This is a genomic window from Marinobacter sp. SS21, assembly GCF_028369065.1.
In the GTDB taxonomy this organism is placed as follows: domain Bacteria; phylum Pseudomonadota; class Gammaproteobacteria; order Pseudomonadales; family Oleiphilaceae; genus Marinobacter.
The window spans coordinates 247,882-262,799 of record NZ_JAQNDA010000005.1; the positions used below are offsets into that span (position 1 = coordinate 247,882).

The 14,918-nt window shown below is 60.7% G+C and carries 13 protein-coding genes; 4 read left to right on the forward strand and 9 right to left on the reverse strand.

Annotation, left to right across the window (positions count from 1 at the left end; all coding sequences use genetic code 11):
• The first annotated feature begins 15 nt into the window (after positions 1-15).
• From N6L25_RS09180 to N6L25_RS09190, 3 genes are all read left to right on the forward strand, one after another.
• Complete coding sequence (locus N6L25_RS09180) at positions 16-1,140, forward strand: patatin-like phospholipase family protein (protein WP_271979530.1); 1,125 nt, start codon at positions 16-18, stop codon at positions 1,138-1,140.
• A 190-nt stretch (positions 1,141-1,330) separates the two neighbouring features.
• Positions 1,331-2,539 (forward strand): pilin, encoded by a 1,209-nt coding sequence (locus N6L25_RS09185; protein ID WP_271979531.1) that lies wholly within the window; start codon positions 1,331-1,333, stop codon positions 2,537-2,539.
• A 174-nt stretch (positions 2,540-2,713) separates the two neighbouring features.
• Positions 2,714-3,058, forward strand: a complete 345-nt coding sequence (locus N6L25_RS09190) for a zinc ribbon domain-containing protein YjdM (RefSeq protein ID WP_271979532.1) — start codon at positions 2,714-2,716, stop codon at positions 3,056-3,058.
• A gap of 35 nt (positions 3,059-3,093) precedes the next feature.
• Here N6L25_RS09190 and N6L25_RS09195 read toward each other — a convergent pair whose 3' ends face one another.
• The 9 genes from N6L25_RS09195 to N6L25_RS09235 all read right to left on the reverse strand — a co-directional run bounded on the left by N6L25_RS09195 (position 3,094) and on the right by N6L25_RS09235 (position 13,262).
• Complete coding sequence (locus tag N6L25_RS09195; protein WP_271979533.1) at positions 3,094-3,810, reverse strand: glutamine amidotransferase; 717 nt, start codon at positions 3,808-3,810, stop codon at positions 3,094-3,096.
• A gap of 67 nt (positions 3,811-3,877) precedes the next feature.
• Positions 3,878-4,453, reverse strand: coding sequence for an NnrU family protein (locus tag N6L25_RS09200; RefSeq protein ID WP_271979534.1), 576 nt, complete (start codon positions 4,451-4,453; stop codon positions 3,878-3,880).
• Positions 4,454-4,653: 200 nt separating this feature from the next.
• Entirely contained in the window at positions 4,654-5,370 is a 717-nt protein-coding gene (locus N6L25_RS09205; RefSeq protein WP_271979535.1) for a YebC/PmpR family DNA-binding transcriptional regulator, read from the reverse strand.
• A gap of 172 nt (positions 5,371-5,542) precedes the next feature.
• Positions 5,543-6,202 carry a hypothetical protein gene (locus N6L25_RS09210; RefSeq protein WP_271979536.1) on the reverse strand — a complete coding sequence of 220 codons (660 nt, stop codon included), beginning with the start codon at positions 6,200-6,202 and terminating at the stop codon, positions 5,543-5,545.
• 23 nt (positions 6,203-6,225) lie between these two features.
• Positions 6,226-9,372, reverse strand: a complete 3,147-nt coding sequence (locus tag N6L25_RS09215) for an efflux RND transporter permease subunit (RefSeq protein ID WP_271979537.1) — start codon at positions 9,370-9,372, stop codon at positions 6,226-6,228.
• 5 nt (positions 9,373-9,377) lie between these two features.
• Positions 9,378-10,448, reverse strand: coding sequence for an efflux RND transporter periplasmic adaptor subunit (locus N6L25_RS09220; RefSeq protein ID WP_271979538.1), 1,071 nt, complete (start codon positions 10,446-10,448; stop codon positions 9,378-9,380).
• 232 nt (positions 10,449-10,680) lie between these two features.
• Positions 10,681-10,989 carry a hypothetical protein gene (locus N6L25_RS09225; RefSeq protein ID WP_271979539.1) on the reverse strand — a complete coding sequence of 103 codons (309 nt, stop codon included), beginning with the start codon at positions 10,987-10,989 and terminating at the stop codon, positions 10,681-10,683.
• Between the two features lie 318 nt (positions 10,990-11,307).
• A complete protein-coding gene (locus N6L25_RS09230) occupies positions 11,308-11,730 on the reverse strand; it encodes an SRPBCC family protein (protein ID WP_271979540.1) in 423 nt (140 codons plus the stop codon).
• A 656-nt stretch (positions 11,731-12,386) separates the two neighbouring features.
• A complete protein-coding gene (locus N6L25_RS09235; RefSeq protein WP_271979541.1) occupies positions 12,387-13,262 on the reverse strand; it encodes an AraC family transcriptional regulator in 876 nt (291 codons plus the stop codon).
• Between the two features lie 157 nt (positions 13,263-13,419).
• Here N6L25_RS09235 and N6L25_RS09240 point away from each other — a divergent pair, with 157 nt between their 5' ends.
• On the forward strand, positions 13,420-14,910 hold the full coding sequence (locus N6L25_RS09240; RefSeq protein ID WP_271979542.1) for a CoA-acylating methylmalonate-semialdehyde dehydrogenase: 1,491 nt from the start codon (positions 13,420-13,422) through the stop codon (positions 14,908-14,910).
• Positions 14,911-14,918 lie beyond the last annotated feature (8 nt).

Consider the following 14,918-nt stretch of genomic DNA (forward strand, 5'->3'; position numbering starts at 1 on the left):
CCAAAGTGAGGTGGCATGCAGGAAGTAGGCGTTGTGCTCACGGGCGGCGGCGCCCGAGCCGCATACCAGGTAGGGGTGCTGCGGGCGATCTCCGATATGTTTCCGACCTGGTCCCACCCGTTCAGGGTGATTGTCGGTACTTCGGCGGGAGCGATCAATGCCCTGGCGCTGGCGGGTGGCGGCGATATCTTTCGGCATAACGTGTCGCGACTGGAGCGGCTGTGGGCAGAGTTGGCGTCCGAACACGTCTATCGGAGTAATTCCTACGCGATCCTTCGCAACATGACCGGTGTCGCTCGCCGGCTGCTCGCCGGGGGCGGGGGGCGTGGCCCTTTGTCAATGTTGGACAACAGCCCGCTGCACGAGTTGCTGGACCGTGAGGTCGATTTTGCGGCGGTTCGACAAGCCATTCTCAAGGGTGATCTCTCGGCGGTCGGGGTCAACGTCTGTGGCTACGCCACCGGGCAGAACGTGTGTTTCTTTGACGGTCACGAACGCTTGCAAAGCTGGAGCGTCGGGCAGCGGGCCGGCTCCAGAACGGAGCTGAAACTGGCGCATGTGATGGCGTCGTCGGCCATTCCTACCGTGTTCCCACCGGTGTTGATCAATCGCGAGTATTTCGGTGATGGCGTTACCCGGCAAATGGCGCACATCAGCCCCGCGCTGCGGCTGGGGGCGGAACGGGTCTTGGTGGTGGGGGTGAGCGCCAACAGCATGTGTCCATCCAGTCGACCGGATAAACAGGAGGTACCGGCGTTTTCCCAGATCATTGCCCACGTCTTCAACGGCATGTTTCTGGATACCCTGGACTACGACATTGATCGGCTGCGGCTACTCAACCAGCTGGTCGATCTGATACCGCCTGAGGCCCTGGCGGCATCGGGGCTCGATCTGAAGCCGATCCGGTTGCTGGAGATCTCGCCGAGCGAACGGGTCGACGAAATCGCGGCCCAGTTCATGGACGGCATGCCCTTGGTGTTGCGCAATCTGGTAGGAGGGGGCAGCGGCAATTCCATGACTGGCGGCAGCCTGGCCAGCTACCTGTTGTTCGATCGACGGTTCTCCTCGGCGCTGATCGAACTGGGCTACAAGGATGCCCAGAGTCATGCCAGGCAGATTGACCGGTTCTTCAATGCTTGAGACGACTTTCTCGTAGATCGCGTGATTAACAATACATTACCAACAAAATTGTGACAGTTATCCAGATTTTTTCGTAGGCTAGTGTCCGATGGCAGGGCTGTGACCTGACATCATCCAGCTAGGAAAAGACTATCGGCAGCCCCAGGATTCCACGAATCGTCACCGGGGCGCTGTCAATGAGGGAACATGAATGAATCTGGTCTATAAGAATGAAAAACCGTTGTTTGCAATCGCTGTCGTCCTGTCCGGCCTGTTTTGGTTGGGGCTGCTCATCGCCACGTTTGGTGTGCTTCTGATTTACCTGCTGCTGGGGTATCTGTTTTTCCTCTTTGCCCATTCGGCGTTTATCTCCCACCTCAAAGGCTCTGGGGTTCGCATCAGCGAGGATCAGTATCCAGACCTACACGCCAAGTTGGTGGAAGGTTGCCGCAAGGTGGGGCTCAAGGACATACCCGATGCCTATCTGCTCCGGGCTGATTTCTTCAATGCCCTGGCGACCAAGTTCCGGGGGCGCCATTTTGTCGTGCTGTTCACCGATGTGGTGGATGCCCTGGAGGACCAACCAGGAGCCATCGATTTCTATATCGGCCATGAACTGGGGCATATCCATCGAAAGCACCTGACCTGGCGCACGTTCCTGGCGCCCGCCTCCCTGTTGCCGGTGCTGGGTTCGGCACTGCGCCGGGCCGAGGAATACACCTGTGATCGCTACGGCGTGGCCTGCTGCCAGTCCGAAAATGACATCAAGGCCGCCATTGCCGCCATTGCTGCCGGGGATACTCGCTGGAAGACCCTGAACGTGACGGCCTACCTTCGCCAGGCGGAAGCATCCAACGGCTTTTGGATGTCGTTCAACGAACTGACCGCGGACTATCCCTGGCTGACCAAACGGATGGCCGAAGCGGTGGCGCTGAGCCAGGGCAAGGCGATCCGGCATCCCCGTCGTCATGGCTTTGCCTGGTTCCTGTCGCTGTTCGTGCCTCGGGTGGGTGCTGGGGGCGGCGCCTTGTCCATCCTGATTACCGTGGCGATGATCGGCATCCTCGCGGCGGTCGCTGTGCCGGCCTATCAGGACTATGTCGAACGCGCCCGGTACGCCTCTGCCTATGCCGAAGCCCAGCAAATCCAGGTTGCCGTAGACGAATACCTTCAGAGCCATGAGCAGTGGCCGTCGACCTTGCAGGATCTGGGCTTTGCCGAAAGCACGGTGGTCAATGTCGGCAGTCATTACGACGTTGCGCTGCTTGGCGGCGGAGCCATTGGCGCCAACATGGGCGAAGATGCCTACGGCGAGCCCCGCTATCTGGTTATCGAGGCCAAGATGACCAAGTCCGGCATGAACTGGGTCTGTTACGGCCAGAATGTGGTGGAAAAGCACCTGCCCGCTGCCTGTCGCTAGGCCAGCAGGATTGCTTGTTCGAGCACCGGGCCATCCCGAGGTCCGGTGCTTGCCTCTCGGTTGTCTTCGACACGGGGCTGACCTCGGCGAAATACGCAGTACCCCGGTTTGCTGTTATTATTCGCACCATCTCAACTCGTTACCCAACTGGCTATTACTTCCGGAACGTTCGTCATGTCCAAGCTCCCTCCCTGTCCTCAATGCGGCTCTGAATACACTTACCAAGACGGCGCCCTGCTGATCTGTCCGGAGTGCGCCCACGAATGGTCGGCTCACGACTCCGCCGCCTCTGCCACGGAAGGAGGCAAGGTGGTGCGGGATGCCAACGGCAATGAGCTGGAGGATGGCGATACCGTGACGGTGATCAAGGATCTCAAGGTCAAGGGGTCCTCAGCTGTGGTAAAGGTTGGCACCAAGGTCAAGAGCATCCGTCTGGTGGATGGCGATCACGACATCGACTGCAAGATCGATGGCATCGGCGCGATGAAATTGAAGTCGATGTTCGTCAAGAAGGCCTGAGTCTCACGCTCAGGCCAAGATTCCAGCGGCAGAGGTCAGGCCTGTCGCAGAACCAGTTGCGAGAAACGTCTTAGCAGGGAGCCGGCTGCCGGAGTGTCGGTGACGGCAGCGATCAGGGCGTCCGGATCGAGGCCTTCCTCCCGCAGCGACGGGGCTTGCACCTCCAGGTAGGCACGCATGACCGGGGCGCTGAACTCCGGATGGAATTGCACGCCCCAGGCGTTTGCCCCGACCCGGAAGGCCTGGTGCGGCTCGAACTCCGACGAGGCCAGCACGGTGGCACCGGCCGGCAAGGCGAGGACCGATTGCAGGTGGGTGAGCTGGGCCGGGAAGCGTTGCGGCAGCTTGCCCAACAGTCGGTCCTGGCGCCCCTGCTCATTGACGGTCACGGTAAAGGTGCCGGACTCCCGGCCTTCGGGGTGATTGCCGACGCGTCCACCCAAGGCGTGGGCGAGCAGTTGATGGCCATAGCAGACGCCGAGCACCGGCACCTGTTGCTTCACCGCCTGTGCCAGCCATTGGGCGGTGCGTTCACTCCAGGCGGCGCAATCGGACACCATGGCAGGCGAGCCGGTGATCACAATGCCGTCCCAGTCCTGTCCCTGCCCGTCAGGCAGCTGCCGTTCCACATCGACGATGGACAGCGCCAGCTCTGGCGACAGCCCCGCCACAAACCAGTCCTCGAAATCACCAAAGCTGCTGGCGATGGCAGGGTAGGTGCTGCCGGTTTTCAATATTACGACACGACTCATAGGGCGTCCTTCAGACTGGTGCTCAGCCCGGATGGTGGCCTAAAAAGACAGGGTCGGCAAGGGCCGCCTAGAAGGCGACCGGTTCCACCCCGATCAGCCAGTAGTGCCCGCCGGTGATGAATGCGCCGTAGATGGCCAGGCCCAGGACCACGGCGATCAGATCGTTGAAGCCCGAGGCGGGCAACGCCGGAACAGCCCTGGGCTGGCGCCGCTTGAGCGAGATGCGGTCGGCCACCGCCCAGGCCAGGAAGCCGCCAAACAGCAGCACATCGTGCGCCATGCCGTTGGCCAGCAAGTGGGCCAGCGCCCACAGCTTAACCGCCACCAGCATGGGGTGTTTCAGTTTGAGTTTGATCCGTCCCGGCAGGTAGGCGGCCAGAAACAACGGAAACACCGGCAACAGCAGCACCATGGCCACGTGGCTCAGCCAGCTGGGCGGCGCATAGATCAGTACCGGTGCCTGGCGGGCCAGACCGTAGCCCCAGACGATGGCGAGCAGCCCTGCCAGCGCGATCAGTGAATAGAGCCCCTTGTACGGCCATTCGCCGAGGCGTGCCACCAGGCGGTCCCGAAAGGGTTCATTGACGATGGACAGTGAATGGACCCCCAGAAACAGGATGAGTCCCAATACGAGTACGGTCATGACGGCATTCCCTTAGTGAGTCAAAAAAGCGTTAGCCAAGCAAGAGCCAGTCGAGCGAGAGCCAAACGAACCTCAAGCGAGAGTAGAAATATCCGATTTTCAGGAGCTTAGTCGAGAATTGACGAACTGGGAAGGCGAAAGCAGGGGCATCGCCATCGACGGGAGCCGATCCGTGCCCCCGGCGATGGCCTGGCAGGGGGTTACAGCTCGGCGTTGTGGTAAACGTTCTGAACGTCGTCCAGGTCGTTGAGCATGTCGAGGAACTTCTCGAACATCTCCACGTCGTCGCCTTCCACCGGTGTGGTCGTCTGGGGAATGAACTGGATATCGTCCACCTCGAACTCGATGCCCTCAAACGCCTCGGCGAGCGCCTGCTTGGCCTTGGCGTACTCGGTGTTGGGCGCAAATACGGTGATCAGGCCGTCTTCGTTCTCGATGTCGGAGACGTCCACGTCGGCCATCATCAGGGCTTCCAGCGCGGCATCTTCATCATCGCCCTTGAAGGCAAGGATCGCGCAGTGGTCAAACATGTGGCTGACGCTGCCCTGGGTGCCGATCTTGCACTTGGTCTTGGTGAAGCACAGGCGCACGTCACCAAAGGTCCGGTTCGGGTTATCGGTGAGGCAGTCGACAATGACCATGCAGTTGCCCGGGCCAAAGCCTTCGTAGCGGGCCGGGTTGAAATCCTCGCCGGCGCCGCCCTTGGCTTTATCGATGGCCTTATCGATGACGTGGGCAGGTACCTGGTCTTTCTTGGCGCGGTCGATCAAGCCTCGCAGCGTGAGGTTGCCGTCCGGGTCGATGCCACTTTGCTTGGCACACATGTAGATTTCACGACCGTACTTGCTGTACACCTTGGTCTTCGCTGCGGCCGTCTTGGCCATGGACTCTTTGCGGTTCTGATAGGCTCTGCCCATTGCGCTGCCTCACTGGTTCCAAAAATCGGATGGCTCAACCCCGGGCCGCCGGCGGGAGTTCCGGTGGCGGCCCGGCAGGAAAACGAGGAATTTTACTGGACTATCGAAATGGGGGACAGGGCTAATTGAAGCGGTGGCCGTTTCGGCCGTGTCATGCCAGGCCTGCGCGCAGCTATCGCTGGCTGGCTCCCTGGCGACCGCCCGCCAGCATGCCGTCGTTCCACAGCCGGTTGGTCATCACGTTGCTGAAGTCGTCGACGCCTTGCTGAAGGCTGCTGGGGTTGATGGTCTTGGATCGAGCCCGCCACACCACGTGTCCGGTATCGACATCAAACAGTGAGGTTTGCACGAACACCTCCCGCTGCGAGGTGAAGTAGCCAGGTGTGACCACGGTGTCGTAGTGATAACCCACATAAGGCCCGAAGCGTGGCTCCACGGTAGGGATCGCCACCTGGCTGGCCTGGGGCGCGACATACTCCTCGCGCACCTCGTCACGAAGCAGGGAGGCGACCAGCACGCTGTCGGCACGGGTCTTCAGCACCACCTGCAGTGCCTGCTGGCGCAGTTCTTCCACTCCCAAAACTTCCAGGTCGCCGGTGATGTACTGGCTGGCGACCACGGTTTCGGTGCCGGTCTTGCCGATGCGGTTGGCCAGAGACTGCTCCACCGTCCGCCGTACCTGTTGATCACCGCTGATCACCAGTACCAGGACCTTGCGGTAATGCGCCTGGCTGTCCCGGTCGAGCGAGACCGAGACCAGTTCGGTCTGGCTGCTGGCGCAGGCGGACAGGATCAAGGTCAGGGTAAGGGCGGTTGTGAGTCTGACGCTCATGGCGAGCTCTCCTTTTCAGTGGGTCAGTCCGTGTCATTGCGGAAATTGAAAATGGTGGCGTAGAGCACCGGGACCACCACCAGTGTGAGAATGGTTGCGAAGCCAAGGCCGAACATGATGGTGACCGCCATGGCGACGAAGAAGGCGTCGCCCAGCAACGGGATCATGCCCAAAATGGTGGTCAGTGCCGCCATGGCGACGGGCACCAGCCGGCTCACTCCGGATTCCACGACCGCCGGTACCGGGGCCTTGCCCTGGGCGAGTTCCACGTTGATTTGATCCACCAGCACAATCGCGTTCTTGATCAACATCCCCGCCAGACTCATGAAGCCGAGCAGCGCCATGAAGCCAAACGGCTGGCTGAAGGTCAGCAGGCCAATGGTGACGCCGACGATGGCCAAGGGCACCACCAGCCAGATTACCAGGGTCTTGCGGAGGGAGTTGAACAGCAACAGCACAATGAACACCATCAGGCCGAAGAATACCGGAACGGACGCCGCTATGGAGGCCGAGCCCTTGACCGAATCCTCGTTTTCGCCGCCCCAGGCAAAGTAGTAGCCGGGCATGCCGGCGATGGGTAGCCGGTCGCGGTAACGAATCGGCAGGGTATCGGCGGTGTGTTCGATGTCGGCGGAGGCGGGCTGGCCGAGGTAGCTGTGGAGGTCCACGTCGAGGGCCCGTTCCACGTCGGCCTTGATGTCGCGGAGTAGCTCCGATGACAGGCCGGTGCGGGGATCGAAGTGGAGTCGGAGCATGGTGACCCGGTCCTGGCGCCAGAGATGGCCGTTCTCGAACTCAACGTCGAAGCGGGATACAGCTTGGCCCAGGGGAACCATGCGCTGGGCGGTGGGGCTCCAGATGGAGGCCTGGTCCAGATTGTGGAGGCCGAGCCGCTCGGACTCCGGAGCGCGGGTGATGATCGGCAGCCGTTCGTCCTGTTCGCGGTAGGTGCCGGCACGCACCCCGTCCACCGCGAATGCCATCGCCTGGGCAATATCGGCACGGGTCAGGCCGAGCTTCTGGGCCTGGGTATCGGCGACGATGGGGGCGATGACTTTGATCTTCTGGCCCCATTCATCACGCAAGCCCTTGATGTTGGGGTGGCTGGCAAGGACGCTGCGGGCGTTGTCGGCGAATCGTCGCAACACGTTGGGATCGGGCCCGGAGATGCGCAGCTGGATCTTGCCACCGGTGGCGGGGCCGAGCACGAACTGGCGGGTGTTAACAATGACACCCGGCTGAAGGGATTCCAGGTCCTGCTGCACCTTGCGGGTGATCTCCGGCAGGACCCTGTAATCGTCCACGTCCACCAATAGGCGTGCGAAGTTGGCTGCGGGTTGCTCTGGCGTGTAGGTGAGCAGGAAGCGTGGCGAGCCTCCGCCGATCTGGGTGGTGACGTGGGTGACGTGATCGTACCGGGCCAGTTCCTGCTCAAACGCTTGCACACCGTGGCGGGTTGTCGAGATGTCGCTGTCCTCCGGATACCACAGATCGACATAGAACTGGGGGCGGGTGGAATCGGGGAAAAAGCTCTGTTTCACCCAACCAAACCCCGCGCCAGCGCAAAGGAAGACCGCAAGGGTAACCCCAAGGCTGATCCAGCGAAAACGAATGGCGCCTTCCAGCAAATGGCGGTAGGTCGGGAATATGCCGGTAGCGTAGGCCTCTTGGCCGCCGGCGTTGGCCGCAGGTTGCAGGAACTGATGGCACAGCAACGGGGTGATGGTGACGGCGGTGAACCAGCTCATGGTCAGCGAAATCAGAATCACCGAAAACAGGGAGCGGGTGTATTCCCCGGTGGAATCCTGGGAGGTGCCGATGGCGGCAAAGGCGGTGATGGCGATGGCGGTGGCGCCGAGCAGGGGCACGGCGGTCTGCCGGACCACCTCACGGGAGGCGGTCACGGTGTCGTCACCTTGCTGTAACCGCATGCGGATGCCATCCGTCACTACAATGGCGTTGTCCACCAGCATCCCCAGCGCGATGATCAACGCGCCCAACGAAATTCGCTCCAGGGTGATGTCAAAGACGGCCATGAAGATGAAGGTGCCCATGATGGTGATCAGCAACACCGCGCCGATGATCAGGCCGCTGCGTAGCCCCATGAACACCAGTAGCACCAGGATAACGATGGCGATGGCCTGCAGCAGGCTGACGGTAAAGCCACGGATGGCTTCGGTGACGGCGTCGGACTGCATGGACACCACGTTCAGCGTCATGCCGAGGGGAATCTGGGGGCGCAACTCATCGAGCTTGGCGTAAAGGCCCGCGCCCATGGTCACCACATTGCCTCCGCTGCGGGTGGCAATGGCCAGGCCGATGGCGGCTTGGCCGTCAAATCGCAGCAGGTTAGTGGGAGGGGCCTTCAGCTCGCGGCGAATGGTGGCGACGTCGCCCAGCACAATTTGCTGGCTGGCGTCGCTGGCGCTGGTGATCAGCAGGGTTGAGAACTGCTGGACCGAATCCAGCTCGCCGGACACCTTCACCGCCAGCCGGGCGTCGCCGGCGCGGGCGTAACCGGCGTAGGCGACGGTGTTCTTGTCGCCGAGGGCGCTATAGATGTCGTGGGGCGCGATGCCGAGGGCCGACATCTTCTCCCGCCGCAGTTCCACATAGATGACTTCTTCCGGTGCGCCATACAGGACGATACTTTTAACATCTTCGACCAGGAGCAGTTCCCGTTTGAGGAACTTGGCGAACTCATAGACTTCCTGGGCGTTGTAGCCTTCCCCGGTGATGCCCAGGTACACCCCGTAAACGTCACCAAAGTCGTCCACCACCGCCGACGGTCCAGCCCCCGGCGGCAGCTCGCCCTGGACATCGCTGATCTTGCGGCGCAGTTCGTCCCAGACCTGGGGCAGGGTGGATTGGTCGTATTGATCGAGCACCTTGACCGAGACAATCGAGCGATCCCGGTAGGAGTGGGACTCCACATAGAACAGCTGGCCCATTTTTTGGACCGCCTGCTCGATCAGGTCACTGACCTCCTCCGCCACCTCGGCCGCGGTGGCACCAGGGTAGGGAGTGATGACCTTGGCCTCCTTGATGGTGAATTCCGGGTCTTCCAGCCGGCTGAGACTGGTAAAGGAGAGATAACCCACCAGCACCAGCAAAATGGCGACGGTCCAGGTAATGACACTGTTCCGGATGCTCCATTCCGCGATGTTCATGAGGGTCAGAACTCCACTTTGGTGATGGGTTTCACCTGCATGTTGTCCCGCAGTTCACCGACTCCGGCGGTGACGACGGTGTCGCCGGGCGCCAGGCCGGAGCGCACTTCGATACGGTCGTTGCCGACCAGTTCCCCGGTCACCACCGGGCGTTGGCTGACCCGGTCGTCTTCGCCGACCACCCAGACGCTGGCTTTATCCTCCGGGCCCGCAACCAGGGCAGAGAGCGGAATGGACAGGGGGGCGTCGGTATCGACGGTGGGCAGCGATCGTTCGGCATGAACCAGCGCGGTCATTCCCGGAAGCAGGTTATGGCCCCGGGTGTTCTCGATGGCGAGCACATACTCAAAGGTTTGGGTGTCGGGGCTGGCCTCGGTGGCGAACTCCTTGACCCGCAGCGGAAAGGTCACGCCGGGGATGCCGTCAAAGCGACCGGACAGCACCAGTCCCGTGGTGTCTTTCCCCCGGACCACCAGGCTTTCCGGGACATTGACCACCACTTCCAGTTCCCGGTTGTTTTGCAGGCTGAGCACCGGCTCCTTGGCCTGCACCTCCTCAAAGTTCTGGACAAAGGTGCGGGCCACCACGCCGTCGAAGGGGGCTACCAGCCGGGTATCGTTCAACGCCTTTTGCGCCTTCTGCAGATTGGACTGGGCGATGTTGTAGTTGGCCTGGATCGTGTCGAAGTCTGCCTGGGAGACGTAATTCCGTTCGATCAACTCCCGGGCCCGATTGAAGTTGGCTTCGGTGCGGGTGAGTTCCGCCTGCGCCGCGGCCAGATTGCTGCGATAGTCGGAATCGTCCAACAGCCCCAACTGGTCGCCTGCCTGTACCTGTTGTCCCTCTGTGACCGGCAGTTCCACCAGCCTGCCCGGAACCTGGAAGGCCATGGTGACCCTTTGGGTTGCCCGCACGGTGCCCGGGAAATCACGCTGCCGCAGATCGTTTCCGCTGCCGATGGTGATGACTTTCACCGGCTGGGTCACCGGAGGCTGCGGGGCGGGTTCCTGATCGCCGCAGCCCGCCATGAAGACCAGCAGGGTGCCCCAGAGAACTAACCGTAGCTTCTTGTTCATGCGGATAAATCCCTATCGGTGAGGGAGCGGGGGATATCACCATAGTAGAAACGGATTGGGGATAAGGAAAGGCGACTGGGCAACATAGCCGGCGTCAGCCGGATGGCTCAGGGAAGGTGACGGGCAGGCGAGCTGAGGAAACCGGGAATGCCGTCAATGGGAGGGCGGTATTCGGGCGGAAAGCGGTTATGCAGACAGTAACCGGGGCGGAGAACCGCCCCGTATCGATGCATCATGCTGCTTGGGGTCTAGGTACACCTCGTGTCAGCAGCTGTGTTTCGATGTCCGCGACCAGTGCGTCGGCGCTTACCGCGTAACCCTTGGCGGATGGCTCGAAGGTCAGCGTCGGTACAAACTGGTAGGTGATGCCATCACGCTGCCAGGTGACCACCGGCGCCCGGTGGTGGTGGCCGTTGGGATCTTTCTGCTGCTGGGCTTCGTACTCGTTTTGCCAGCCGATGTGCAGATCGACAACGTTGCAGGCCTTCTCAATAGCAAGTTCCTGCGTCAGGCCAATGATGCGGTTTGAACTGATGCTCATGGTGAGCCTCCTTTTCATCTGTAATTAAGGAACCTCCGAAGGGCGAAATCACCATTCATCCATTCCCAAACGAGACCCCTTTGGTCGTTTAAAATTACGGGTCGTCCTGACCTCATTTGTCATTGTTGTGCACGAATGTACACAAGATCAAGTGGCTTTGGGTAGGGCTTTGGCTTGCGATGACCCTTAATGACAATGTGGTTTGTACCTATGTCGTCAAGGCGTACGGGCGGTGGCGAGTGGGCTAAAACGGGGGAGGGGCTGGGGAAAGGGCGGCCTGGGCTGCACCGGATGGAGCTGCCCAGGCGCCGGAGTGGCTCAGGCGAAGCGGGGTACGCGTTTGATGCCTTTGCGAATACCTTGCTCCAGTGCCGTCTGGATCAGTTTGCCGGTGAACGGGATGATGTCATCAAAGGTGATGGTGTAGTTGACCCGGGTCTGGCCATCGGGAGTGTCTTCGAAGCGGATGCGGCCGATGTGGTTCTTCAGCGGGCTAAAGCTGGTGATGCTGTACTCAATCAGCGAGTCCGGCTCGAAGCCGACGACGGTTTCTTCCAAACCGATGGGGCCGATGCCGATCTTGCGAACCGATCCCAGGCCGTTGGGGTCTGCCTGGTCACTGTCCTTGATGCGCTTGGCGGGGGCGCCGAGCAGCTTGCCGAAGCGTTCATGCTCGGCGAACAGGGCGAATACCTTCTTTCTTGGCACATCAAAAGTTTCATCAACTTCAATGATATACATAGCGATGTCTCACTCGTCGTGGGTTCGATCTGATCAGCCTAATGGGTTCATCATGATTTAGGAAGTGCTAATGGAGCCTCTGAATTGCGGATCATCAGGGGTAACGTCTTGAGTCGCTGAAATTGCGGCTGCCCCCGGCTTTGTCCACAGAAACTGTGGATAACTTTGTTAGCAACCCTAGGACGGTTTTCCCCAGCCCGCACGGGACAGGCGTTGCCGACTTCTGGCGTTTAATTGAACGGTGGTTCATCGCTTTGGATTTAATTTGATCAGGCTGGTGGAAATTTGGGCGGATGCCCTGGAACGCTTGTGCTGTCGGCCCTTGGAGTCTGGAGGCGGTTGGGGCACGGCCCGGACCTGTGCGCGCAAGTGCTACCGGGATCAAGGGGGGATTCGTTGCGGCGACGGTGTCCTGTCGACGCCGCCTGGCTTGGTGTGTTTTCCCTGGCTGCGACCGACGTTGCTGGCGGTTGTCCACAGATTCAGTGGATAACTATGTGAGCAACTCGAGGACAAGGCGCCTAATGGCCCGTCCCATAAGGGCTGGCGGACTCTGGTGCGTTATTGAACTGATGTTCACACCTTTGTAGCAAATATGATCAAAGTGCGCGCCTTGCCCCGGACCCACCGAATGGTCCGAGGCACCTCAACGGCCATCAATGGCGATTGGTATGCCGGTAGTTCTTCGGAGATTGCCCCATCACCTTTTTGAACAACCGTGAGAAGTAATAGGCGTCGTCGTAGCCCAGGCGGGCGCTGATCGCAGCAAAGCTCAGCCCGGTGGTGTCCAGCAGCTGACAGGCCCGTTCCACTTTCAGGTGGATAAAATGCTGGATAGGGGGCGATCCGGTCTGGGCCCGGTAACGGGTGGCGAAGTGGGCGGGCGACAGTCCGGCCAGTTCCGCCAGCTGGTCCAGGGTAATACGTTCCTCCAGGTGCTCACGCATGAAGTTGTGGATGATTTCCAGCTCCGGTTGCTGGGCGCTGGTGCGGTCGTCGATCGTCAGCGGAATTGCGGTCAGCAGCTGCCGCAGCCGGTTGGCGGCGTGTACCAGGCCTTTTTGCCGGAAGCCGGTCTGTCTGACCGACAGCAAGCCGTTGAAATCCACCAATACCCGCGGTTGTTGGCCCAGGTGCAGCAGGTGAGTGTCGGCATCGAAGCCCATGTATTGCTGGAACTCATCGGCCAGTGGCCCGGCATAGTGCACCCAGTGGATGGTCCAGGGGTTGTCCGGATCGGCGGTATAGCGATGGGCGGCGCCGGCGGGGAGCAGGATCAGATCGCCCGCTTCCGCCGTGTAGGGCGTGTCCTCGACGTTGAGGAAGGCGCGGCCATCCGTGCAGTAGATCAAAAGATGGTCGCGGTGATGCTCCCGGTGCATGTGATGCCCCTTCGCACTGCGGTAGTGGCCGAACGCCAGCGGATAAAGATCGCGGGTCAAGGGATGCTCGGAAAGTGCCTGGATGGCCGGGGCGGGCAACACGTATCTGACACTGTCCCTGGGTACGGGCCATTGCGAGGTTTGGGTCATAGTGCTCTTTTTTGGGTGGCAGTCTAAAGATAATCCATCACGCGCGAAATTTAGTCAATCATGGCCAGACCTATCCTCTGCTAGCATCAAACCATGCTTCAACGATTGGCCCCGCTCTCGGGGTGCTTGCCTACAACAACAAACACAGGATACTGCCATGAAGAATGTACCCCTCTACATTGCCGGTGAGTTTGTCCAGAGTCAGAGCGACCAGTGGATCGATGTCACCAATCCGGCCACCAACGAGGTCATTGCCAAGGTCCCCTGCGCCACCGCCGATGAAATGCAACAGGCCATACTCAGCGCTGCCGAGGCCTTCAAGACCTGGAAGGAAACCCCAGTGTCCGAGCGGGCACGGGTGATGTTGCGTTATCAGGCCCTGCTCAAAGAGCACCACGACGAAATTGCCGAGATCCTGTCCCAGGAAACCGGCAAAACCTTTGAAGACGCCAAGGGGGATGTCTGGCGGGGTATTGAAGTGGTGGAGCACGCCGCCAACATCCCATCGCTGATGATGGGCGAGACCGTCGAAAACGTGGCCCGGGAAGTGGATACCTACTCCTATATCCAGCCGCTGGGTGTCTGTGCCGGCATCACGCCATTCAACTTCCCGGCGATGATTCCGCTGTGGATGTTCCCGATGGCGATTGCCTGCGGTAATACCTTCATCCTCAAGCCGTCCGAGCAGGACCCGCTGACGCCGACCCGGCTGGTGGAGCTGTTTGAACAGGCCGGTGCACCCAAGGGCGTACTGCAAGTAGTGCATGGCGCCAAAGAGCAAGTGGACGTGTTGCTGACCGATCCGGTCATTAAGGCGGTCTCCTTTGTCGGTTCGGTACCCGTTGGCCGCTACATATACGAAACCGGTACCCGCAACATGAAACGGGTGCAGAGCTTTGCCGGTGCCAAGAACCACATGGTGATCATGCCGGATGCCGATAAGCAGCAGGTCATCAACGCCCTGGTTGGTGCCTCCGTCGGCGCCGCCGGTCAGCGCTGCATGGCAATCTCCGTGGCGGTGTTCGTCGGCTCATCCCAGGAATGGATTCCGGAGCTCAAGGAGGCGCTGGCCAAAGTGCGTCCGGGCGCCTGGAACGACAAGGCTGCCGCCTATGGGCCGCTGATCAGTGCGCAGGCGAAAGATCGGGTGGAATCCCTCATCGCCAGTGGTGAAGCCCAGGGTGCGAAGCTGCTGTTGGATGGCCGTGGCTGCACCGTGGAAGGTCTGTCGGATGGCAACTGGGTCGGGCCTACCCTGTTTGCCGGGGTGAAACCGGGCATGGACGTATACGACCAGGAGATTTTCGGGCCGGTGTTGTCCTGCGTGGAAGTGGACAGCCTCGGCGATGCCATCGAGCTGGTCAACAACAGCCCCTATGGCAACGGGACCTCGATCTTTACCAACTGCGGTGGCAGCGCACGCCGTTACCAGCATGAAATCGATGTGGGCCAGGTGGGCGTGAACATTCCCATCCCGGTGCCCCTGCCGTTCTTCTCCTTCACCGGCTGGAAGGGCTCGTTCTACGGCGATCAGCACGCTTATGGCAAGCAGGCGGTCCGGTTCTACACCGAGACCAAGACCATCACCGCCCGCTGGTTCCACAGCGAGATGGAGGTGGACGCCAACTTCTCCATCCACCTGCGCTGATCCAGACG